Below are 23,209 nucleotides of genomic sequence, written 5' to 3' on the forward strand. Positions count from 1 at the left end.
GTTATCCCAAAAGAGAGCCGCCTTTTTTACGTACGACAATGAGAAGCTGATACAAAGTCACTTGATCAGACAACGCTTTTGTTTGAAAGCCAAGTGATGCTCCTATTCTTGCCACCTCGTCAAAAAACAATTGGACGTTTTGATCAATCTGTACATTGATCCGCTGCTCGATCACGCGTTCAAATAATTGGTCTGGGAAAAGCGCACGCATGGTGTTTGGTGTGAAGAACCGCATATGGGTTCGGTCTAAGATTCCTACATCTTGATAAGTAAAATCACCTGTCATCAAAGGAAGAAGCACCTCTGCATGCATCATGTTAGGCAGGCAGCAAATGATGACGCCGCCTGGCTTTAAAGAGGCGTGCGCTTGCTCAATGATGTGCCAAGGATCTGACACATGCTCTAAAACATCCGAAAAAATGACCGCATCAAAAAAGGCCTCTTTTTCTGACCATGGGTATTCATCTGCATTTGCCTCGAAGACTTCTTCATAATACGCCTTTGCGACCGCTGCTTTTAATGTATCTGCCTCTACCCCGTACATGTGTACAGACTGCCGATTCATCAGTTCAAGCCCAGTTGCGCCAGCTCCGCACCCAACATCCAGCACGCGAGCAGCGTCCTCAGGGAGTAATTCCGCAATATACGGATGAGGAGTGATCAAATTTAGATCTATGCCCCACTTATCTAAAAATCGAAGTCTATTCTCAGTAAACAGTGTAGAGATGTTCGTTTCTTGATTGGCATTGAAGGTAGCATGACCATGATGATGCACAAAGGAATCATGCACAATTTGCAGCTGATATCCTTTTAATAATGACCGCAAACATAGATCGTCATCCTCAAACGATCCATATACAAACCGCTCATCAAATAACCCCACATCCTCGATCAGCTTTCTTTTCACGAGCAAGCAAAACCCTACAAGCCGGTGCACATAAGTTCTCTGACCTTTTCTCTTAGACGTATACTCCTTAGCAAAGGCTGGGAGCTCCTTCACATCTGTATACGATGGCTGGACCATCTGAGGGCCGCTTACATAATTAGAGACGGGCCCCACCATCCCAATCTGTTCTGAAGCGAATAGCGCCTCTTTTAATGGAGGGAGCCAATTTTCCGTCACGATCGTGTCATTATTTAAAAAGAGAATGCTGTCTCCTGAAGCTTTTTTTGCCCCTTGATTACATCCCTTTGCAAAACCTTTATTCTCTTCATTATCAATGAAAATCACATCATCCAGCTCTCTTACATATTCCTTCGTGCCATCAGTTGACGCATTATCGACGACGATGAGTTCATATTGGCCGCTGTTCGTATGCTGTTTAATGCTCTCGATACATGTTTTCGTTAATTGCAGTTCGTTGTACGTCAGCATGACAATGCTTGTTTTCCCTTTCATCTCATTTCCACCTTTCACCCGCCTGTTCCATATGTATGTGATAGGCAGCACGTTCAGAAGATGAGGGAATGTCCTTTCTTGATTAAACGTTTGTTTAACATAGAAAAACCAGCTGCACACGGCAGCTGGCCATCGTTCATACCGTTTTTCCTTCGCCACTTGTGACGGCACGATTTCTCTTTTTTAAATCTTCTTCAATTTCTTCAAGACTTTTCCCCTTCGTTTCGGTCACCAAGTATTTTACAAATAAGAAGGCGACTACGCCAATGACCGCATAAATGAGGAAGAGATTACTGATGCCAATCGCGCTTAATAAAGCTGGGAATGTCAGCGAGATGATTAAATTTCCTGTATGAAGAAGGAAGGTCGAGACACCTGTACCGATTCCCCTGACATGTACTGGGAACAGCTCTGGGAGCATCACCCAAACGACAGGACCCCAGCTGACAGCAAAGATGACGATAAAGAGACCCAAACAAATAACGGTTGTCCATCCTGCTGCTGTTGATCCTTCAAAAAATCGGTTGACCACTGACAGGACAATTAAACTAAGGACCATTCCTGCATTCCCAAATAGGAGCAGCGCTTTACGCCCTACACGGTCAATGATTTTAATGGCAACAAACGTCATGATGACATTCACTGCACCAATTCCGACAGTTCCTAAAATCGCTGCTGAATTTCCAAAGCCAACACTTGTGAATGTTTTTGGTGCATAGTAAATGATCGTATTTGTACCGATAAACTGCTGCAGAAAGGCAAGGCCGACACCAGCAATCAATGCTGGGCGTACCCATGGCTCAAATAATTCCTTAAAACCGCCTTTCTCTTCACTTTCCGCCTTTTGAATATCTGAAATTTCTTCTGCCACTTCTTGCTTACTTTTTCTGAGTTTAGATAATATCTCCTTCGCACGGTCAGCCTGTCCGTGGACAAACAGCCAGCGGGGACTTTCCGGCATAAACAAAATCCCGAATAATAAAAGAACAGAAGGAACAACCGCAATTCCAAGCATCAAGCGCCATGCCTCTGCATCCGCTAAAGCGTAGTTCACAATATAGGCAAGAAGAATACCAAATGTGATCATGAGCTGGTTTAAAGAGGACAGTGCCCCTCGTGATTCCTTTGGCGCAAGTTCAGATAAATATAATGGAACAATCGTTGTCGAGCACCCGACAGCGAGCCCTAGTACAATTCGGAATAAGATCATCACTTCCGTATTCGGGGCGAGAGCTGTACCAAATCCACCGATAATAAACAAAATAGCTGCGGCGATGATGGCTTTTTTCCGCCCAAATTGGTCTGTCAGCTTTCCAGAAAGAGAGGAACCAAGCATCGCCCCGATTAAAATCGAGCTGACGACAAGCCCCTCTGTAAACGCATTTAAACCTAAATCTTCTTTCATAAATAAGATGGCGCCAGAGATGACACCTGTATCATAGCCATATAAAGCACCGCCAAGGGCGCCGAAGAAATAAAGCCATCCATTCCGATTTTTCATATACATAACCCCACTTTTGTCTCTGTACTCTATGAAAAGTCATTTTCCTCACTTCCTGTCATTTCAAACATTTCGATGTTTTATGACAAATATATTTCATTTGTGTATCTTTGAAACTTTTTACGAGAAGGAAACGTCAATTAAGCGTTAGTGAAAAAAATGTCGCACTATATCCCGTTTTAAGGTATATTTGTTTTAGTTTGTAAGCAGAAAGAAGGACATCTTTACTATAAAATCATAGCGAGGGTTTAAAATATATGGATCAATCACGAAGTAAACGCAAAGGAAAAAAGCGTTTAAAACCATGGGTGAAAGTCACTCTTTTTATCATTAGTATTCTTTTACTGACAACGGCTTCAGTCACAGGCTATGCCTACTATAAAATAACCAATGCTGCTAAAAAGGCTCAAGTATCTCTTGATCGCGGCGCACAATCTGTGAAACGAATTGAAGCATTCGATCCAGGAAAAGACAGTTTTTCTGTCTTGCTGCTTGGAATTGACAGCAGACCGGGCGAAACAGTGAAACAAGCACGAAGTGACGCAATGGTTTTGGCAACCATTAACCGCACAAATAAAACCGTTAAATTATTAAGCATTCCTAGGGACTCATACGTTAATATTCCAGGCCACGGTTTTGATAAAATTACTCACGCACACGCATTTGGCGGTGCAGATTTAACAGTGAGCACAGTTGAAGATTTACTAGATATTCCGGTCGATTTTGTCATTCAAAGTAATTTCGTAGCGTTTAAAGAAATCGTCAACGAATTAAACGGTGTTCCTATTAACATCAAGGATGAGTATCTTGTGAAACAGATTAAAAAGGATACAAAAGGCAAGGTTGTGCTTCAAACTGGAACTCATACACTAGATGGTGATCAAGCGCTCGCATATGTGAGAACAAGAAAAGCAGATAGTGATTTAATGCGTGGACAGCGTCAAATGGAAGTGTTAAAAGCCATTTTTGATAAATCAAAATCATTAACATCTATTCCGTCATACGACAATATCATTGATACACTCGGCGATAATGTGTCAACCACCCTTTCAATGAAGGAGTTAGTCGGTCTTTTTCCGCTTCTGACATCATTGAAATCGGTTGATACCATTCAGCTTAAAGGATCTGATTACCAGCCAAACGGTGTTTATTATTTCCAATTGGATCAAAACCAGCTGAACGAAGTGAAAACTGAATTGAAGAAGCAGCTTGAATTATCATAAATAAAAGCGTCCCTATGGGGCGCTTTTTCTTATTTCCTTGATCATTCACTCATTTTTGTTTAGCCTTGATAGAGAGGAATCAACCTTCCTTTTTTATGAGAATGAAGGAAATCGTACATACTTTGAAGAGGCTATTGCATGAATGAAGGAGGATTTGACAGCGATGAAAAAAATGATTGCAATTGATTTAGACGGTACACTCTTAAATACAAAAAGTGAAATATCCGCTCAAAACCGTGAGGCATTGATTCGTGCGAAGGATGCTGGCTATATTGTGACCATCTGTACAGGGCGGGCAACTTTTGATGTAAAGGAGCTGCTTGACGATTTGGACATCCCCATTATTGCGGCAAACGGCGGGACTGTCCATACAGAAGGATACGAGCTCTTCAGCCGTATCACATTGGACCAAGAAGCGGGCAAGCGGGCTGCAAAGGCATTAGTGGAACGAAACATTTACTTTGAAGTCTATACAGATGATGCTCTCCTCTCTCCTTTTGATGGAAAAGAGAAGCTGAAAGCAGAATTTGATCTGATCAAAAGCGCAAACCCAAATGAGGATCTCGCTGATCTATGGGAAGGTGCCATGACGCAATTTAAACAATTTGGCATCAAACCAGTGGATGATATCCGTGAGATTTTTGAGTCGAACGAACCGACCTATAAATTACTCTGCTTCTCGTTTGATATGAACAAACTGAACGAAGCACGAAATCTTCTGGCAGACATGCCCGAGCTTTCATTGACCTCGTCTGGTAAACATATTATTGAGGTGCTGCCAAAAGAGTCTGGAAAAGGACATGCCCTGAAAAAGCTCGCAGCCCATTATGGTGTAGACCGCTCACATATTTATGCAATTGGTGACAGCCCAAACGATCTTTCTATGTTTGAAGAAGCAGGCCACCGCATTGCAATGGGGAATGCTGTTGATGTCATTAAAGAAAAGAGCACCTTCATCACAAAAGGAAATCATGAAGATGGTGTCGCTTATTTTATTGATCTTCTTTTACAAAATCAATTCTATGAAAAAAAGACGCTTGTCTGATCAGCGCCTAGAGAGAAGTGCAAAAGTCCGATAGTATTGATCGGGCTTTTTCTTTATTTTTTGATTCTAACAGCCGTTTCATATTTGTCCTTCCAGTACGTACTTGTTTTCATATTGGTTAAGACAACACCGTTTGAGACAGTCACATGAATGACTTGATTGGATCCTGCATATATCGCCGGCATCAATGATGTTCCGCTGAAGAAGACAAGATCTCCCGGCTGAAGTTCAGAACGTTTCACAGGTATACCTGCTTTGATTTGACCTGATGCATAGCGGGGCAGCTCAATGCCAAGCACTTCTTGATACACGTACTGCGTGAACCCTGCTGTATCAAATCCTTCCTTTGGGTTCGTACCGCCTTTGACATAAGGGACTTCACCAATATACGTAGCGGCTTTTGATACGATAGGGTCCTCTTTCGCAAGCTCCAGATCTGTTAATCGTTTCGCACCTGTCCATTTTTCGCGCCAATACGATTCAGACAAATAAGAAATTGTCACACTTTCAGAACGGCTCGCATGAATAAAGCGGTCGCCTCCAATATACATACCTACATGAGAAATTCCGGGCTTATATGTGTTACTAAAAAAAACAAAATCCCCAGGGCGGATATCGCCTAATGCCACTTTTTCTCCAACGATCCACTGCTGTTCAGCACTTCGAGGTAAATAGATTCCAAGTGATTTTTCAAATAAATACTGTAAAAATCCTGAGCAGTCGAATCCAGTCTTTGGATCTGCTCCTCCAAACACATAAGGAATTCCCAAGTAGGTCATCGCATCTTTCACAAGAGGGTCATCAGAAATTTCCTGTGTGCCAGGCAGTCGTTTGACCGCATAAAATCGATCAGTCCAATATTTGCTTTTGCTGACATCTGTTTTCACCACACCTTGACTAAGCGTGATGTGGATAACCTGATTGTTCCCAGCGTACAACGCCACATGTGTTGGGATATCCTTTGTTTCTTCAAGGCTTCGGAAATACACAAGGTCACCGGGCTGCGCTTTATCCCATGATACCTTTTTTCCAATCTGATATTGGTCGATGACCTTCCGCGGCAAATCAAATGTTTCGGATGTCTTGTACACATATTGAATAAACCCAGATGCATCAAAGCCCGTTTTTGGATCGGTTCCTCCTTTATGATAAGGTGAGCCAATCAGCTTTTCCGCTTGCTCCAAAAGAGATGGTGTTTGAGCAGAAACCGCTGTTTGAGACATGAACATCAGCCCTACAAGCGCACACCCTCCAATTAACATTCCTTTCCATTTCATGATCCTTTCCCTCCTTTCTTCTATAGTTTCGACATGACACCTTTCATTTTACACCGTATTTCGACAAAAAAAGAGCACGCGATGTGCGTGCCCTTTATCCTTTTTAGGTTATTTACCTGCTTCCGCTTTTGACTGCTTTTGCTGTTCAATTTTCTGCATTTCAACCGAAATCTTTTGTTTTTCGTGATCTGTCAGACTGTCACTAAATTTAAAAGCAGACATAAAGACAAAGACTAAAATTAACGCAACAAACGGCCAGCTTGCTTTTAGGAATTTCATTTCTTCTCTTTCCCTCCGTTTTCTTTTAAGTTTTTAACTTTATCAGCGTGATCTACTTCAAAGAAAATGTGTCCGTCTTTTTCTTTCCAATCCGCATTCGTTCCATTGGTCAGCATACGGATAATGGCTTTTGATTCTAGAGATCCTGCTTTTACTGGAGCAGGTGTTGCTTCTTTGATGTACATTGGGACAACTTCAAATGTCGCTTTTCCATCTTCATTCAGATGATACTGAACAAGTGCAGAATCACGTGTTCTTGACCAGCCTTGATCAAAAATAAAGTTGCCTAGGCTATAGAAAATCGCTGTTCCGTTATAGACTTCCATTGGTTCAAGGACGTGCGGGTGAGCACCGATAATGATATCAGCTCCGGCCTTAGACATCGCTCTTGCCAATTCTCTTTGTCTGTCGTTTACTTCATTGTTGTACTCCTGTCCCCAGTGAGCATGAACAACGACGAGATCTGCCTTTTCAGCAGCCTGCGAAATCATCGGAATAAAGATAGATGGATCGGCTGGCAGAATACCCGCCTGGCGATTCGTTGCTTTGAAATCTTTCCCATACACATCTGTAAAACCAAGTGTAGCAATTTTGACACCATTTACTTCTTTGTATGAAATGTTCTGCTTTGCATCTTGGAGGTTACGGCCTGCACCTGTATAATCCATGCCATTTTGTTCGAAGGCATTGATCGTGTTGTTCAGCCCTTTTTCACCATAGTCTGCCGCATGGTTATTCGCAAAGTTTAAGACAGAGAAATTTAAATTCTTCAACGCTTGGACAGAATCTTCATCTGTTTTTAAATGAATATTCTTTTGGGCTGCCTGCTCCTTATCTGAAGCGACTGGATGCTCAAAGTTGCCTGTCACATAATCTGACACATCAAAATATGGCTTGGCATAACGAAAGAGATGCTCTTTTCCATAGCGGTCTGTTACTTTCTCTACGTTTCTTCCAAACATAATGTCACCGACAAACGAAGCGGTCAGGATGTTTTCTGGATTCTTTTGTACAGTTGGCACTTGTGCTTGCCCGATAAACGTAAATAGAAATGTACAAACAATAACGATCGGTAAAGCAATCAGTACATGTTTATTCGTCTTTTTCTTTTGATTCTTTGTGATTTTCAGCAGCTTTTCCTGAAAGCTCAATTTTTTATTCATCATTGGACACACCTTATCTTAAAATAGATAGTAAACATACATGATGGCAAATGTTGCACCACTTAGAAGTAACGTGCTTCCAAGGGTAATCGTAAGACCTTGCTTTTGAATCGTATTCGCAATCAATCCAGGAACGATGATTCCAATTCCGCGGAATTCTGCTATTTCAAATGGGACCACAGGATAGAAGAAATCAAATATCAGTTTCAAAGCAATCCCTGTAATCAGCATCGCAGCAAACTTTCTGCGTCCGTATAAAATCATAAATTTTGATAGACCAAAGCGAACGATGACATACGTAAGCAAGCTGACAGATAAGACGACTAAAATGAAGACTGGCTGGTTAAATACAAGCGCCAGATAACCTGGTACAACAAGTCCAGCTGGTACGATTCCTGTTTTTTCTGCAAAGATTAAACTAAGTAGAACACCTAAAATTAACGAGATATAAAGATCTGATCCGAACATTTTCTATATTTCCTCCTAGCTGACAAGCTGCTTAATTTTGTATTCTTGAATTTTTTCGATTAACGGTTCAGCGGCACCATGGATATTGCCGACTCCATAAACCACTCGATTATGAAGCTTTTTCTCAAGCATATTCATAATTTCTTCTGTAGATTGATATTCAAGGTTGTGTAAGTGGTCAGCCGGAATTTTCCCTTCCTCATATGCCTTCACAATTGGATCTGTTGTTTCACCAATTAAGACAAGATCACTTGCTTCAATATAGGGAAGTACATCCTCCGCAAACTGGATCGTTCTATCTACCCGATCCGCACGGCAGTTCATAATAATAATCGGTTCATCTGTTGGATATCCAATTTCTTTCACACGCTTCCAAATGTTCAATGTAGATGCTGCGTCATTTGCCGCAAATCCATTTACAAAGTGTCCAGGCGTTTTCGCGTCCATTAATGGAAGAATTCTCATCGCTCCTGGATCAGGCGGCGCATTTAACATTCCTCTGAATGCCGTATCTTCATCAATCCCTAATGCTTGGGCAACACCAAGTGCAAGTGAAGCATTATCTGGGAAAACCATGTACTCAAATTTCCGCAAAAACTCATCGGAAATCTTGGAATTATCTGCAACAATGACTTCTGTGTTGCGTTTTTTCGCAATCTCTTTAAAGAAATCCGTATATTCACTATCCGTAATAACCAAGTGTCCATTGTAAGGAATTGTCGCTGTAAAGGCTTCTGCTATTTCATCAAGTGTCGGCCCCATGACGTCCATATGGTCTTCAAGAACGTTTACGATCACGCCAATGTTTGCTTGAAGCAGCTCTTCCTGAAAGATAATTTGGTAATCTGGATTTACCGCCATACATTCACTGACGATGGCATTTGCTCCTCTTTCAACTGTTTCTCTCATAACTTCTTTCTGCTCTCCGATATTCGGTCCTTGCGGTTTCCTTTTAATCGGTTTCTCCTCTGGCGTATCCCAATAAATCATTCTTGCATCCGTTCCCGTTGTTTTGCCGACAGTTTTATAACCTGCCTCCATTAAGATACCGGTTGTCAATCTTGTGACGGTAGACTTTCCGCGAATACCATTAATATTGACGCGCACCGGCAGGGCATCGATATTTTTCTGATGACGCTTCTTTTCAATAAAGCCAATCCCTAACATGATGACACAGGCTATAACGATTAACCACATCGCTATCTACATCTCCTTTTTTTATGAGTGTGATATGTAAATTCAATCAACAGTATATCTGTTCAGCATAAAATCACAATCGGTATTATGTAACATAATCTTTCACTTCCTCATATGCCAAATTCCTCTAATCAGAAGGCTTTTTTGCCTACCCATCCTTTAAATGAAAAGGCCAAAAGGCGGACAAAAATCAGTCTGAATTTCCGCTGAATTCATGAGAAAGCGTTACCATCAATGATCCGAAAATCTTTTGTCCTTTTCTCCCTAAATTTTTTGACAATTATTAAGATGTATTTTGAATCAATGTTTTAAAGCCCGCTCTTCTCTATAAAAACAGTCATATCAGCGCTTTAAATGAATAGTGCGTGTTTTGGAATGTTTTATATTTTTGAATGAACAGGTTAGAAAGTCATTCTCATTGATCAGATTGCTGTGTGTTGACCTATGACAAAGGTCACCTCTAAAAAAATCAAGTCATCTGCTTATTTTTAGGTCACGAAAAATTGGGATAAGATGTAAATATTTGATCATTTCGGTGTACCTTCTCTTTACGAGATTCGCATCTTATGACCTAAACAATGAAACATTATTCATTTGTTTTTATCAAGATTCATCATTTCTTAACATTTTTAATGTGAATTTAGTTGAAAGTTGTCAGCTTATGTCATGCTTTCCCCAAAGGAGACGAATAAAATTCGCTTCTCCGCTTACACTATGGGTAAAAAATCTGTGAGAGGAGGCTAAAGATGCCAAACACCAATGAGCAGACCCGCCTGCATTTTTTATCAGGCAGCTTCGAGGAAAAAATCCGTATCCTAAAAAAAACATTTCAGCAAAGCGGCGATTTTGAATACCGAGAGTTAATGGTGAATGAAACAAAATCTGCACTGTTTTTTATTAAAACAAGAATAGATGAAGGAAAACTAAATGATTTCATTATCGGCAACTTGTTAGGCTCTCCCGGAAAGCAGGATTATATAAAATCTCTTAGCACACTTGAAACAGGCGACTTGACGCTCATTACAGATAGTATTATTGCAGGAAGTATTGCCTTTCTTGATGAAAACTCCTCGCAAATAAAGCTATTTGCTGTCGGACAGCCTCCGCTGCGTTCTATTTCTGAACCTTCTTCTGAAAGTATTATCGCAGGCGCACATGATGGATTTGTTGAAAGTCTTGATACCAATATCTACTTACTGCGTTCGCATTTAAATGATCGGAAGCTCGCCATTCAATATCATAAGGTCGGTACAAAATCAGAAACAAAGCTTGCGACGGTTTATATATCTGATATTGCCAATCAAGAAAAGGTTGAAGAGGTCAACAGACGGATTTCTTCTATTAAAGTAGACACACTGATAAGTCCTGGCTCTATCGTTGAGGCAATTGAGGATGATTCATTTTCTATTTTCCCGCAGCTGATTGATACAGAACGGCCGGATAAGGTGAGATCTGCGATCCTTGAAGGCAGGATCGTCGTACTCATGGATGGCAGTCCAATGGCCATCATTCTGCCTATCACGTTCTTTAGTTTTTTTCAGTCGCCAGATGATTATAACAGCCGCTGGATTCCTGCTACGTTTATTCGTATTCTTCGTTATCTTGCCTGCATCATTGCAGTCATATTGCCATCTTTTTATATTGCTGTTATTGCGTTTCATTATGAGGTTGTCCCAGATGAACTAGCCATTACGATGAAGAACTCTATTATCGGAATTCCCTTTCCTCCATTGATAGAGGCCATGCTGATGGAGATCACGATTGAACTTATACGTGAAGCTGGGGTGCGTCTGCCTAAACCAATCGGGCAAACCATTGGGATCGTAGGTGGTTTGGTTATTGGGGATGCGGTTGTACAAGCAGGACTTATCTCGAATGTCCTAGTCATTGTAGTCGCTGTGACGGCTGTGGCTTCATTTGTACTTCCGTCGTTTGAAATGACGTCCACCATCAGGATGCTTCGTTTCCCGCTCATGTTTATGGCATCGATGTTTGGATTTATTGGCATTTCATTTGGACTGGCCATTATTCTCATGAATTTATGCCGATTAGAATCACTAGGGGTGCCATATTTATCACCTGTTGCTCCATTTAACTGGCAGGACTTAAAAGATACTGTGATTCGACTCCCAATGTGGATGTACAAAAATCGACCTGTTTATTTAAATCCGCAAAAGAAAAAACAAATTGAACAACTGAGAGGGTGGACAAAGAAAAATGAAAAATAAAATATCTCCACCTCAAGCTGTTTTTTTTATCATCCAGTCTCAAATTGGTGTTGGTATTTTAGCGCTCCCCCATTTGCTGATGAAAGACATGGGGCACGATGGCTGGATAGCGATTATTTTAGCTTGTTTTTTCATCCAAATCATCAATACCATTTTTCTTTATATTATCTACAAGTATCCAGAAACGTCATTCTTCCAAGCACTGATTGAGGTCTTTGGAAAATGGATTGGACACGCCTTGGTCGTGCTCTATACGGTATACTTTGCCTCGGTTTGCATCGTTGTCCTTTCTATATTCACAAGGATTCTTGGCATATGGGTGCTCCCGCTCACACCAAACTGGGTGATTAACCTATTACTGATGATATGCATTATCTATATCGCAAAGGAGCAAATTACAGCCATTGTCAGGTTTAACTTTATCTTAACTCCCTTTTTGCTCATGCTCTCTCTATTGATGTTCTATGCATTGAAAGGAACCAATATTGATTACCTCCTGCCTGTTTTCCAAACGGGTATCTCTCAATTTCAGCTTGGATTGAAGGACGTAGTGCTGTCAATGAATGGATTTGAGATGATTTTGATCATCTCTCCACTGATGAAGGGCACCATTAAGGAACGATATAAAGTGATGACCATTTCAAATATATGCACGACGCTTTATTACCTATTTATTACATTGATTTGTTTTATGTTTTTCAGCCCGGCTGAGCTTGATGTGATCCCGAATCCTGTTTTGTATCTATTAAAAACCATTACATTCGGTGTCATTGAACGCACGGACTTAATTTTTCTGAGCTTTTGGGTCTTTGTCATTTTAGCCACACTGAGTAATTATCTGTACTTTTGTGCAAATGGTGTGTCCAGTATGCTGAAGAAAAAAAATCACAAAAAATATGTCTACTATTTTGCCATTTTGATTTATGCTGCAAGCTGTTTTCTGTCAACTGATAACTTTAGAATTCAGCGCTTCAATGACTTTACCACCGTTGCACAATATTCATTTATTTACACACTTCCGATCATGATGGCCGTGATCATCTTGATCAAACACCGTAAAAAGAAGGTGAAATCACATGCATCATAGGTACATGTTGACACTGCTTATGTGTGTTTCCCTCATTTTCATGCCTGGCTGCTGGGATCAAAACCTATTAAAAGACATCTCTCTCGTATTAACTTCAGCTGTTGATCAAGGAGAAGATGACAATGCGAGATATTCGATTACCTATCGAAAGGTGCAGCAGTCTCAAAGTATGCAGCAAGGGAATTCTGGCAGCTATTTAACCACTGTTCTCACAACCGATGCGCCTACTTTAAGAAAAGCAAGAAGCAACTTTAGCCGGAGTGTAGACCAAAAAATTGATATGTCGAAAATGAGGGTGCTGCTGATCGGTGATGAATTTGCCCAAAACCGGCTGCTTCCTTACTTAGATATGTTTTATCGCGATCCCAAAAGCCCTTTGCTCGCAAACTTGGCAGTGGTGCAAGGGGGGAGCTGTGTGGACTTAATCAATTCTCTGCTCAAGGAAAAACTCATTGTGAGCGACTATTTAAACAACCTGATCACTTCCGCATCACGCTCCTCACAAGTTGCACCTAAGAACATTCAAAATATCCGGTCCAAAATGCTGCAAACCGGCGAGGATTTCACACTGCCGTTACTCTACTACGATAAGTCAAAAAAGTTAACGAGTGTGAGAGGGGTTGCCTTATTTGATAATGAGAAAAAGAAAGGTGAACTGTATGCACAGGATGCCATTCTGCTCACCATTATGGATGGAAAAATGGGCAGTTATGCAAACTTCACGAAAAAAGTAAGAAGTGATATGAAATCAAACGAGAACAATTACATCACCATTCAAGTAACGGATTCAAAGAGAGACATAAAAATCGTCAATCCTGATCATCGAAACGTAACCTTCTCTCTTGACTATGAATTCACCACCTCTGTTGTTGAATATCCGAAAGACAATTTAGATACAGACAAGAAAATCGAAATGTTAAATAAAAGGCTGTCAGCTATTTTTACAAAAGATGCCGAAAAAGTCATTGCAGCCCTGCAAGAGGCGAATTCTGACGTCCTCAGCCTTGGCAGAAAATATCGGGTCAGACACTATGATGAATATATGAAAATGAATTGGGTCACCGATTATCCGAAGGTGAAAATCATTCCAAAAGTGAAAGTGAACATTACACAAACAGGTATCATTAGTTAAGAAAAGGAAGAAGCCATCTTTCTTTTCTTTTTTTATTTTTTTAGATTGTCATTTCGATGCTTTCGTGATAATCTATGTGTGTAAACGGTTACACATTCATGAAGGGAGGCTCTCCATTGGCTACAATTAAAGATGTTGCAAAAGCTGCACAAGTGTCTGTTGCCACTGTTTCACGCGTGCTCAATGATACTGGATATGTTCATTCAGATACGAAAATCCGCGTGACACAAGCGATGCAGGAGTTGAACTACTTTCCCAATGAAGTGGCTAGATCCCTTTTTAAAAGAGAATCACGCTTAATCGGCTTAATCTTGCCTGATATCACAAATCCCTTCTTTCCTCAGCTTGCTAGAGGCGTTGAGGATGAGATTCATGCGCACGGTTTTCGGTTATTATTCGGGAACAGTGATGAAGATCGAGAGAAGGAAATGGCTTACTTACAAACCTTTAAACAAAATCAAGTAGTCGGTGTCATCGCGGTCACAAATGAACCTGAATCAGATATATACAATGATGATGATCTGCCTGTTGTGTTTTTAGATCGAACGGTCCCACATGCACCTTCTGTTTTTGCAGATGCTGCAGCTGGCGGGAAAATGGCGGCAATGGAATTAATCAGACGCGGCAGCCGGCAGATCACACTGTTAAAAGGACCTGCCCATCTGCAAACAGCGCGGCAGCGATTCAAAGGCGCACTCGATGTTCTCACGGAAACAGGCGTCGACTTTCATGTGATGTCAAATGCTTCATTTTCCTTTCAAGAAGCCCGAAAAAGCGCCAAGGCCCTTTTCCAGCTGTACCCTGAAACAGATGGGATCATTGCCAGCAATGACATCGTCGCAACAGCGGTCATCCATGAAGCGCTTCGGATCGGAAAAGCCATTCCAAGAGACGTTCAAATCATTGGATTTGATGATATCCCGCAAAGTGAGCTGCTCTTCCCTTCCTTATCGACCATAAGGCAGCCCGCCTATGAGATGGGAAAAGAAGCGGCACAGCTGTTAATCAAAGCGATTCAGAAACAACCGATAGATGAACCAGTTATTCAAATGCCCGTCTCTTTTATTGAACGAGAGACCACAAGAAAGGTGGATTCACAATGAGTCATATTGTTGTAGTAGGAAGCTGTTCAATGGATTTAGTCGTCACATCAGATAAACGGCCAAATGCCGGTGAAACGGTTTTAGGCAAATCGTTTAAAACGGTCCCAGGCGGGAAAGGTGCCAATCAGGCAGTCGCAAGCGCCAGACTCGGTGCAGATGTATACATGGTCGGCCGAGTTGGTGATGACGCTTATGGTCAGGATATTCTCAGCAATTTAGAAGCACAAGGTGTCCGCACCTCATATATGAAACCGGTTACCGAAATGGAGAGCGGTACAGCTCATATCATTTTAGCAGAAGGTGATAACAGCATTGTAGTGGTCAAAGGGGCAAATGACGAGGTTACTCCTGACTATGTAAGTGATGCTCTTTCTACAATTGATAATATCGGGATGGTTCTCATCCAGCAGGAAATACCTGAAGAAACGGTCGAAGCGGTCTGCGCCATTTGCAGTGAAAAAGAAATCCCTGTCATTTTAAACCCTGCACCAGCCCGCAAAGTATCGCAGCAGGTTTTAGAGCAGGCTGCTTACATTACACCGAATGAACATGAAGCTGTTCTAATGTTTGATGGTCTGCCAACCAGTGAGGCCTTGCGTCAATACCCTAACAAATTATTGATCACAGAAGGAAAAAATGGGGTTCGATATTTTGATGGAACGAAAGACGTGTTGGTTCCAGGCGTTCCTGTCGAAGCAGTCGATACAACAGGAGCTGGCGATACCTTTAACGGAGCCTTGGCTGTCGCTCTAACAGAAGGCAAATCCCTCTATGACGCACTTGCCTTTGCCAACCTTGCAGCATCAATGTCCGTCACAAAGTTTGGCGCACAAGGCGGCATGCCAACAAGAGAAGAATTGGAGAAAAAGAAATGAAAAAAAACGGCATCCTAAACAGCCATATCGCCAAGGTGCTTGCTGACCTTGGCCACACAGATACAATCGTCATCGCAGATTGTGGTCTCCCTATCCCAGAAGGTCCAGTCAAAATCGACTTGGCGTTATCAATCGGCACACCATCCTTTCAGGAGGTCACCTCCCTCCTTCTTCAGGAAATGGCCGTTGAAAACATCACTGTAGCTAGTGAAATCAAAGAAGCCAATGAACGAGATCATTTATTTCTTAAGAAAGCGCTCTCAAAACCGTTACATGAAGTAGACCACGAGACGTTCAAAGACATGACCAAACAGGCAAAAGCAGTCATTCGAACGGGTGAAGCCACCCCATACGCAAACTGCATTCTTCATGCCGGTGTCATCTTTTAAAAGGAGGAGCCAGATATGAACATAGAGATGCATAACATCCATAAGGCTTTTGGAAAAAACACCGTTCTCTCCGGGGTCTCCTTTGACCTCGTCACAGGTGAAGTCCACGCACTCATGGGTGAAAATGGTGCGGGAAAATCAACTTTAATGAATCTGCTTACAGGTCTTTATTCTTTAGATCAAGGAACGATACAAATCGACGGAAAAGAAACCGCTTTCAAAAATCCGAAGGAAGCGGAACAGCACGGCATCGCCTTCATTCATCAGGAGCTCAACATATGGCCGGATATGACCGTCTTGGAGAATCTATTCATCGGGAAAGAAATCTATACGAAACTCGGACTGCTAGATACTAAGAAAATGAAGACCCTCGCCCAAACGCAGCTGGACCGTTTGTCTGTGAATCTCTCACTTGAACAAGAGGCAGGCAGCTGTTCTGTTGGACAAAAACAGATGATTGAGATTGCAAAAGCATTAATGACCGATGCAAAGGTCATCATCATGGATGAGCCGACAGCAGCTCTTACGGAACGGGAAATCGAGAAGCTCTTCCAGGTCATTGAATCTCTCAAAAAAGAAGGCGTTTCCATTGTCTATATTTCTCACCGTATGGAGGAAATCTTTGCAATCTGTGACCGGATTACGATCATGCGTGATGGGAAAACGGTCGATACGAAAGCCATACCTGAAACGAATTTCCATGAAGTCGTCAAGAAAATGGTCGGCCGTGAATTGACAGATCGATATCCTGAGCGAACGCCTTCTACAGGAGACATTGTCCTTGAGGTGAAACAAGCAACGAGAAAAGGACAATTTCAAGATATCAATTTCTCAGTTAAGGCTGGAGAAATCGTTGGTGTTGCAGGCTTAATGGGTGCTGGCCGGACCGAAATGATGCGGTCGCTGTTTGGCCTTGATCCTCTTGATCAAGGAGAAATCTGGGTTCATGGAAAAAAGGCTGTTATTAAAAAACCAAGTGATGCCGTCAAGCTCGGCATCGGCTTTATCACAGAGGATCGCAAGGATGAAGGATTGATGCTTGATGCATCCATCCGAGAAAACATCGGTCTGCCAAACTTAAAAAGCTTCTCTCCAAAGGGATTGATTGATAAGAAAACTGAACAGGATTTTGTCGACCTGCTCATTAAAAGACTGACGATTAAAACGGCTTCCTCTGACATCTCTGCCCGAAGCCTGTCTGGTGGAAATCAGCAAAAAGTCGTCATCGCCAAATGGATCGGCATACAGCCAAAGGTGTTGATTTTAGATGAACCGACACGAGGTGTCGACGTCGGAGCGAAACGAGAAATCTATCAGTTAATGAATGAATTGACCGATCGAGGCGTTGCCATTTTAATGGTCTCCTCTGAACTCCCAGAGATACTCGGGATGAGCGATCGAGTGCTCGTCATTCATGAAGGAACCATCAGCGGAGAATTAGACAAAACAGAAGCAACGCAGGAACGAATTATGACACTAGCTACAGGAGGGAAGTAACATGAAACCACTTACTTCAAATGGACGATTTGATCACATCATGCAAAAGCTTGGGCCATTCTTAGGACTCATCATCCTTGTCGCCATTGTTTCTATTTTAAACCCGGCCTTTTTAGAGCCATTAAACATCTTAAACTTACTGAGACAAATCTCCATTAATGCCCTCATTGCCTTTGGGATGACATTTGTTATTTTAACTGGAGGCATTGATTTATCTGTCGGTGCCATTCTTGCACTGTCCAGTGCCCTGACTGCCGGCTTTATCGTTTCTGGCATGGACCCGATTTTAGCCATTATTGTCGGCTGTATCATCGGTGCCGTTCTTGGGATGATCAACGGTCTTTTAATTACAAAAGGAAAAATGGCTCCTTTTATCGCAACGCTTGCCACGATGACGATTTTCAGAGGTTTGACACTCGTTTATACAGACGGAAACCCGATTACTGGGCTTGGCTCTAACTATGCCTTTCAGTTATTCGGCCGCGGATATTTCTTAGGCATTCCTGTTCCAGCGATCACGATGCTTCTCACCTTTATCGTACTTTGGGTACTGCTTCATAAAACACCTTTCGGCAGAAGAACATATGCCATCGGCGGGAATGAAAAAGCGGCTCTCATCTCAGGAATCAAAGTACCGCGCGTGAAAATTATGATCTATTCATTAGCAGGCTTCATGTCTGCCTTAGCAGGTGCGATCTTAACATCTCGCCTAAATTCAGCGCAGCCAACAGCTGGTACGTCCTATGAGCTTGATGCCATTGCTGCCGTCGTACTTGGCGGGACAAGCCTGTCCGGCGGAAGAGGACGAATTGTCGGCACACTCATCGGGGTGCTCATTATCGGTGTCCTGAACAATGGTATGAACTTACTTGGTGTTTCATCATTCTATCAATCTGTTGTGAAAGGGATTGTCATCTTGATTGCAGTCCTGCTAGACAGAAAGAAATCTGCTTAAGGAGGCAGCTGCTATGAAAAAATATCTTATTCTCATCCTGACTCTCTCTTTGTTTCTGCTTTCTGCCTGCTCGCTTGAACCGCCGGAGTGGGCCAAGTCATCTAAGGATGGCAAGAAAAAAGACATCAAAATCGGTCTGTCGATCTCGACATTAAATAACCCATTCTTCGTTTCTCTGAAAAACGGTGTGACAAAAGAAGCAAAAAAGCTTGGCATTGAAGTCGTGATTGCAGATGCACAAAATGATTCTGCTAAACAAACAAGTGATGTAGAAGATTTAATTCAGCAAGGTGTCGACGCATTGCTCATCAACCCAGCGGATTCATCTGCCATATCAACCGCTGTCGAATCAGCAAACGCTTCAGATATACCTGTCATCACATTAGACCGCTCAGCCGAAAGTGGAAAGGTAGAAGCACTTGTCGCCTCAGATAACGTCAAAGGCGGTGAAATGGCAGCTAAATTTATCATTGACAAGGTTGGCAAAGGAGCAAAAGTCGCTGAATTAGAAGGCGTACCAGGCGCTTCCGCTACACGTGAGCGTGGAAAAGGATTCCATCAAATAGCGGATAAAGATCTAAAAGTGACTGCAAAACAAGCTGCTGACTTCGACCGGACAAAAGGACTGAATGTCATGGAAAACCTTCTTCAAGGAAACCCTGACATCAAAGCCGTTTTTGCCCACAATGATGAAATGGCTCTCGGCGCACTAGAAGCGATTCAAAGCTCTGGGAAAGACATTCTTGTCGTTGGCTTTGACGGCAACGAAGATGCACTCAGCTCGATCAAAGCAGGAAAGCTCTCTGCAACGGTTGCGCAGCAGCCAGAGCTGATCGGTCAACTGGCAGTCGGTGCTGCAAACGACGTATTAAAAGGGAAAAAAGTACAAAAGAACATCGCAGCTCCACTCAAACTAGAACAGAAGAAATAAACAGAAAACCCCCGATATCCCTCGGGGGTATTTTTCTATTACTGTGGTCTTTTCAGCACAAATGACGTGCCTAAATGGGCATAATCATTACCTGCTAGGCGAGCGACTGGTTTCAGTTCATTAGTAGAAACATAGCCTTTTTCTGCATCATAAACAGCCTCATCTAAATGTGCACATACAACCCGGCCAATGATATGATCAACTGTGATCTCCCCTTCATCATTTTGAAAGGTCAGATGTTTTTCCAGCTGACATTCAAAACGAATGCGTGCTTCCTTGATCCCCGGCACCGAAATGACATGACTCTCTACTTGGTGAAGTCCGGTGCGATCCAGCTCACTCTCTTCCCTAGGCAGAGTAGCAGCTGTTTCATTAATATCTTCTATCATGTCTTCATCACTCACATGAACGACAAACTCTTTCTTATCGATGATATGCTGCGCAGTATCTTTCATCTGACCATCACGTCGTCCGATAGAAACCGCAATGAGCGGCGGGTGTCCGCTGATGACATTAAAGAAACTAAATGGTGCGGCATTGACGACATTTTCTTTAGATAGACTTGTAATAAATGCAATCGGTCTTGGAACGATAGATCCAGATAATAATTTATATGCCTCTTTTCGTGACAGCTGATCCAGTAGCAATGTAATCAATTCAGGTACGCCTCCTTTTAATGTAACGACATCATACCATAACCCTTTCTCTCTACCTCTTATTCCAGCTCGGTGCGATGCAGGATATGGTGGACCAGATGAAATAAAGCAGGATTATGATTTTCCCGTCTATAGGAAATCGTCCATTCCGCCAGAAGCTGTTCATCCTCAATGGAGCGATATACAACATCCAGATTAAATAAACGCCGGGCTGATTGTGGAATCACTGCAATACCGATCCCTGCTGTGACAAGGCCAATGATCATTTGATATTCCGCTGCTTCCTGCACGATATTTGGAGAAAATCCGTACTTTTCACATAGCAGGACAAAGTGCTGATAAAGAGACGGCCATGATTCCTGTGATAAAGAAATAATCGGTTCATGACGGATATCTTCAATTGTGACCGTCTCTTTTTTAGCCAATCGATGATTTTTTGGAATCGCAAAAATACATTCACTCTGCTTCATCAAACGACTGACTAATTCTTCATGCGGCGATGTAGGGTGTAAAAAACCGATATCAATCTCACCATTTAAAAGTGCCTCTAGCTGCTGCGGAACGGAAAGCTGCTGCAGCTCAATACTGACAGAGGGATACAGCTCCCTAAATTCACGTACAACGGGCGGCAGAATATCATATGTCGCCGTTCCAACAAAACCTATGATGATTTTCCCCAGCTCTCCTCTTGCTGTATGACGTGCATGATCAACGGCTTTATCAAGCTGCTGCAGCACTCCCCGAACCTCCTGTAAAAAGACCTTTCCAGCTGCTGTTAGCTCCACCACCCGCTTCGACCGGTGAAATAAAGGAAAACCCAATTCTTCCTCAAACTGCTTAATTTGCTGACTAAGTGGAGGCTGTGTCATATTCAACCGCGCGGCTGCTCTGCCAAAATGCAGCTCCTCCGCTACTGTGACAAAATACTGCAAATGTCTCAGTTCCATCCTTTCACTCCTCACACACTTATTCGTGAAACATATCAAAACTACGTTAAACATATATTGGAAAATTTATTTTATGAATTGTATAGTAAATCATATCATGAAAATATATTTTCATAAAAAATTTTACTTGCCGAAAGGAGTGCGGGGTAAATGAAATCTCAAGCACAACCCCTAACAAGACGAGGAGCAGAGTTGATTGTTGATACGCTGATTGCTCAAGGTGTGACCCATGTTTTTGCGATTCCAGGTGCAAAAATTGACGCTGTATTTGATGTATTAAAAGACAAAGGTCCAGAGCTTGTCCTATGCAGACACGAACAAAATGCAGCCTTTATGGCAGCTGCTGTCGGACGTTTAACTGGCAAACCAGGTGTTTGTCTCGTCACATCAGGACCTGGTGCATCTAATTTAGCAACAGGTCTATTAACAGCCAATACAGAAGGTGATCCTGTTGTCGCAATCGCTGGAAACGTCATTCGTGCAGATCGTCTGAAACGAACACATCAATCACTCGACAATGCGGCATTATTCAAACCAGTCACAAAATATAGCGTTGAAGTACAAGACGTAAACAATATACCAGAAGCATTAACAAATGCTTTTCGCGCGGCACAAAAAGGGCAGGCTGGAGCAGCATTTATCAGCTTTCCACAAGATGTCGTGACAGAACACACCACACAAACACCAGTGTCTGCTCACCCTTCTCCAGAATTAGGTCCTGCACCAGATGCTCTCATCAGTTCGGCTATCGCCAAAATTCAAAATGCACACTTACCTATTGCGATTGTGGGAATGAAAGCTAGTCGTCCAGCTGCTGCAAATGCCACAAGAGCATTATTAAAAACACTTGGTATCCCATTTGTTGAAACGTACCAAGGAGCCGGCGTTCTCTCAAGAGAGCTCGAGTCTCAATATGTAGGCAGAATCGGCTTATTCCGTAATCAGCCGGGTGACCTTCTCATTGAACAAGCAGATGTCCTTTTGACCATTGGCTTTGATCCAATTGAATATGATCCGAAACATTGGAATCTTCAGCCGCAGCAGCGTCAGATCATCCATGTTGATGACATGCAGGCAGACATTGACCATTTTTATGAGCCAGCGCTTGAGCTTATAGGCAATATTTCTGAAACCGTCAAACATCTAGCGCATGACAGTGTTCCCCTTTCTTTAAGCAAAGAGAACATAGAATTAGTCACTGAATTACAGGAGCTATTAAGCGACATCGAAAAGACACCAGAAAGAGAAAGTTATCGATCTCATCCACTGGATGTCATTCATACATTGAGACGTCTGATTCCTGATGACACGAAGGTCACGTGTGATATCGGATCTCACGCGATTTGGATGTCCCGTCACTTCCGCGTCTATGAACCGAACTCATTCCTGGTGAGTAACGGCATGCAAACATTAGGCGTCGCATTACCATGGGCAATTGCAGCTTCTATCATGAATCCAGATGAAAAGATTATCTCGGTCTCAGGTGATGGCGGTTTTCTCTTCTCCGCAATGGAGTTAGAAACAGCAGTCCGGAAGAAAACAAATCTCGTTCACCTTGTTTGGAACGACAGCACATACGACATGGTCGCGTTCCAGCAGGAAATGAAATATGACCGTACATCCTGCGTTGAATTCGGGCAGATCGATTTAGTGAAATATGCAGAAAGCTTTGGAGCGACTGGACTAAGGGTCAACTCACCTGAGGAGCTTTCAACCGTCCTTCAAAAGGGTATAAACATAGAAGGACCCGTGATTATTGATATTCCGATTGACTATCAAGACAACCCTGACCTCGCCAGTCAAAAATGGCCAGAAGTCTTTCGCAAAAAACATGCAATGAACGTCAGATAAGACTTC

The 23,209-nt window shown here is 42.4% G+C and carries 21 protein-coding genes; 12 read left to right on the plus strand and 9 right to left on the minus strand.

The genetic code is table 11. The features are described from left to right. Nucleotide 1: 1 nt before the first annotated feature. Both NSQ25_RS16565 and NSQ25_RS16570 read right to left on the minus strand, forming a co-directional pair. The gene (locus tag NSQ25_RS16565) at nucleotides 2–1,399 is read right to left on the minus strand and encodes a bifunctional glycosyltransferase family 2 protein/class I SAM-dependent methyltransferase (RefSeq protein WP_326135867.1); all 1,398 of its coding nucleotides are present in this window, start codon (nucleotides 1,397–1,399) and stop codon (nucleotides 2–4) included. 136 nt (nucleotides 1,400–1,535) lie between these two features. Further along, complete coding sequence (locus NSQ25_RS16570) at nucleotides 1,536–2,900, minus strand: sugar porter family MFS transporter (RefSeq protein ID WP_117603441.1); 1,365 nt, start codon at nucleotides 2,898–2,900, stop codon at nucleotides 1,536–1,538. A 257-nt stretch (nucleotides 2,901–3,157) separates the two neighbouring features. Between NSQ25_RS16570 and NSQ25_RS16575 the strand changes: the two genes are divergently transcribed. Both NSQ25_RS16575 and NSQ25_RS16580 read left to right on the plus strand, forming a co-directional pair. Continuing rightward, entirely contained in the window at nucleotides 3,158–4,123 is a 966-nt protein-coding gene (locus NSQ25_RS16575; protein ID WP_025093927.1) for an LCP family protein, read from the plus strand. A 163-nt stretch (nucleotides 4,124–4,286) separates the two neighbouring features. After that, a complete protein-coding gene (locus tag NSQ25_RS16580) occupies nucleotides 4,287–5,168 on the plus strand; it encodes a Cof-type HAD-IIB family hydrolase (RefSeq protein WP_326135868.1) in 882 nt (293 codons plus the stop codon). Nucleotides 5,169–5,221: 53 nt separating this feature from the next. On the opposite strand, the gene NSQ25_RS16585 is transcribed toward NSQ25_RS16580, so the two are convergent. The 5 genes from NSQ25_RS16585 to pgsB form a co-directional block, all read right to left on the minus strand. Beyond that, nucleotides 5,222–6,445 carry an NlpC/P60 family protein gene (locus NSQ25_RS16585; RefSeq protein ID WP_326135869.1) on the minus strand — a complete coding sequence of 408 codons (1,224 nt, stop codon included), beginning with the start codon at nucleotides 6,443–6,445 and terminating at the stop codon, nucleotides 5,222–5,224. A 108-nt stretch (nucleotides 6,446–6,553) separates the two neighbouring features. Continuing rightward, nucleotides 6,554–6,724, minus strand: a complete 171-nt coding sequence (locus NSQ25_RS16590) for a hypothetical protein (protein ID WP_087976066.1) — start codon at nucleotides 6,722–6,724, stop codon at nucleotides 6,554–6,556. Beyond that, nucleotides 6,721–7,887, minus strand: a complete 1,167-nt coding sequence (locus tag NSQ25_RS16595; protein WP_326135870.1) for a CapA family protein — start codon at nucleotides 7,885–7,887, stop codon at nucleotides 6,721–6,723. The genes NSQ25_RS16590 and NSQ25_RS16595 overlap by 4 nt, the downstream gene beginning before the upstream one ends. An 18-nt stretch (nucleotides 7,888–7,905) precedes the next feature. Continuing rightward, nucleotides 7,906–8,355 (minus strand): poly-gamma-glutamate biosynthesis protein PgsC, encoded by a 450-nt coding sequence (gene pgsC / locus NSQ25_RS16600; protein WP_007497520.1) that lies wholly within the window; start codon nucleotides 8,353–8,355, stop codon nucleotides 7,906–7,908. Between the two features lie 15 nt (nucleotides 8,356–8,370). Further along, nucleotides 8,371–9,552 carry a poly-gamma-glutamate synthase PgsB gene (pgsB, locus tag NSQ25_RS16605; protein ID WP_024423670.1) on the minus strand — a complete coding sequence of 394 codons (1,182 nt, stop codon included), beginning with the start codon at nucleotides 9,550–9,552 and terminating at the stop codon, nucleotides 8,371–8,373. A 746-nt stretch (nucleotides 9,553–10,298) separates the two neighbouring features. On the opposite strand from pgsB, the gene NSQ25_RS16610 reads away from it, so the two are divergent. The 9 genes from NSQ25_RS16610 (at nucleotide 10,299) to rbsB (ending at nucleotide 19,749) form a co-directional block, all read left to right on the plus strand. After that, a complete protein-coding gene (locus NSQ25_RS16610) occupies nucleotides 10,299–11,780 on the plus strand; it encodes a spore germination protein (RefSeq protein ID WP_065214856.1) in 1,482 nt (493 codons plus the stop codon). Continuing rightward, entirely contained in the window at nucleotides 11,770–12,867 is a 1,098-nt protein-coding gene (locus NSQ25_RS16615; protein WP_176967155.1) for a GerAB/ArcD/ProY family transporter, read from the plus strand. The genes NSQ25_RS16610 and NSQ25_RS16615 overlap by 11 nt, the downstream gene beginning before the upstream one ends. After that, nucleotides 12,857–13,999 carry a Ger(x)C family spore germination protein gene (locus NSQ25_RS16620; protein ID WP_326135871.1) on the plus strand — a complete coding sequence of 381 codons (1,143 nt, stop codon included), beginning with the start codon at nucleotides 12,857–12,859 and terminating at the stop codon, nucleotides 13,997–13,999. Before NSQ25_RS16615 ends, NSQ25_RS16620 begins: the two co-directional genes overlap by 11 nt. Nucleotides 14,000–14,115: 116 nt before the next feature. Then, nucleotides 14,116–15,102: a LacI family DNA-binding transcriptional regulator gene (locus NSQ25_RS16625; protein WP_326135872.1), complete on the plus strand. Its 987-nt coding sequence runs from the start codon at nucleotides 14,116–14,118 to the stop codon at nucleotides 15,100–15,102. Continuing rightward, nucleotides 15,099–15,977 carry a ribokinase gene (rbsK, locus tag NSQ25_RS16630; protein WP_326135873.1) on the plus strand — a complete coding sequence of 293 codons (879 nt, stop codon included), beginning with the start codon at nucleotides 15,099–15,101 and terminating at the stop codon, nucleotides 15,975–15,977. Before NSQ25_RS16625 ends, rbsK begins: the two co-directional genes overlap by 4 nt. Further along, entirely contained in the window at nucleotides 15,974–16,366 is a 393-nt protein-coding gene (gene rbsD / locus NSQ25_RS16635) for a D-ribose pyranase (RefSeq protein WP_025093920.1), read from the plus strand. Before rbsK ends, rbsD begins: the two co-directional genes overlap by 4 nt. 15 nt (nucleotides 16,367–16,381) lie before the next feature. Further along, nucleotides 16,382–17,863, plus strand: a complete 1,482-nt coding sequence (locus NSQ25_RS16640) for a sugar ABC transporter ATP-binding protein (RefSeq protein WP_326135874.1) — start codon at nucleotides 16,382–16,384, stop codon at nucleotides 17,861–17,863. A gap of 1 nt (nucleotide 17,864) precedes the next feature. Further along, nucleotides 17,865–18,818 (plus strand): ribose ABC transporter permease RbsC, encoded by a 954-nt coding sequence (rbsC, locus tag NSQ25_RS16645; protein ID WP_024423678.1) that lies wholly within the window; start codon nucleotides 17,865–17,867, stop codon nucleotides 18,816–18,818. 13 nt (nucleotides 18,819–18,831) lie between these two features. Further along, complete coding sequence (rbsB, locus tag NSQ25_RS16650) at nucleotides 18,832–19,749, plus strand: ribose ABC transporter substrate-binding protein RbsB (protein WP_034281181.1); 918 nt, start codon at nucleotides 18,832–18,834, stop codon at nucleotides 19,747–19,749. A 38-nt stretch (nucleotides 19,750–19,787) separates the two neighbouring features. Here the strand turns inward: rbsB and NSQ25_RS16655 are convergent, their stop codons facing one another. Together NSQ25_RS16655 and alsR are read right to left on the minus strand one after the other, a co-directional pair. After that, nucleotides 19,788–20,405: a flavin reductase family protein gene (locus tag NSQ25_RS16655; RefSeq protein ID WP_034281182.1), complete on the minus strand. Its 618-nt coding sequence runs from the start codon at nucleotides 20,403–20,405 to the stop codon at nucleotides 19,788–19,790. Nucleotides 20,406–20,464: 59 nt separating this feature from the next. Continuing rightward, the gene (gene alsR / locus NSQ25_RS16660) at nucleotides 20,465–21,352 is read right to left on the minus strand and encodes an acetoin biosynthesis transcriptional regulator AlsR (RefSeq protein ID WP_326135875.1); all 888 of its coding nucleotides are present in this window, start codon (nucleotides 21,350–21,352) and stop codon (nucleotides 20,465–20,467) included. A gap of 150 nt (nucleotides 21,353–21,502) precedes the next feature. Between alsR and alsS the strand changes: the two genes are divergently transcribed. Next, on the plus strand, nucleotides 21,503–23,203 hold the full coding sequence (gene alsS / locus NSQ25_RS16665; RefSeq protein WP_326135876.1) for an acetolactate synthase AlsS: 1,701 nt from the start codon (nucleotides 21,503–21,505) through the stop codon (nucleotides 23,201–23,203). The last annotated feature ends 6 nt before the right edge of the window (nucleotides 23,204–23,209 follow it).

The sequence above is a fragment of the Bacillus sp. FSL R5-0512 genome (assembly GCF_038593295.1).
Lineage (GTDB): Bacteria > Bacillota > Bacilli > Bacillales > Bacillaceae > Bacillus > Bacillus safensis.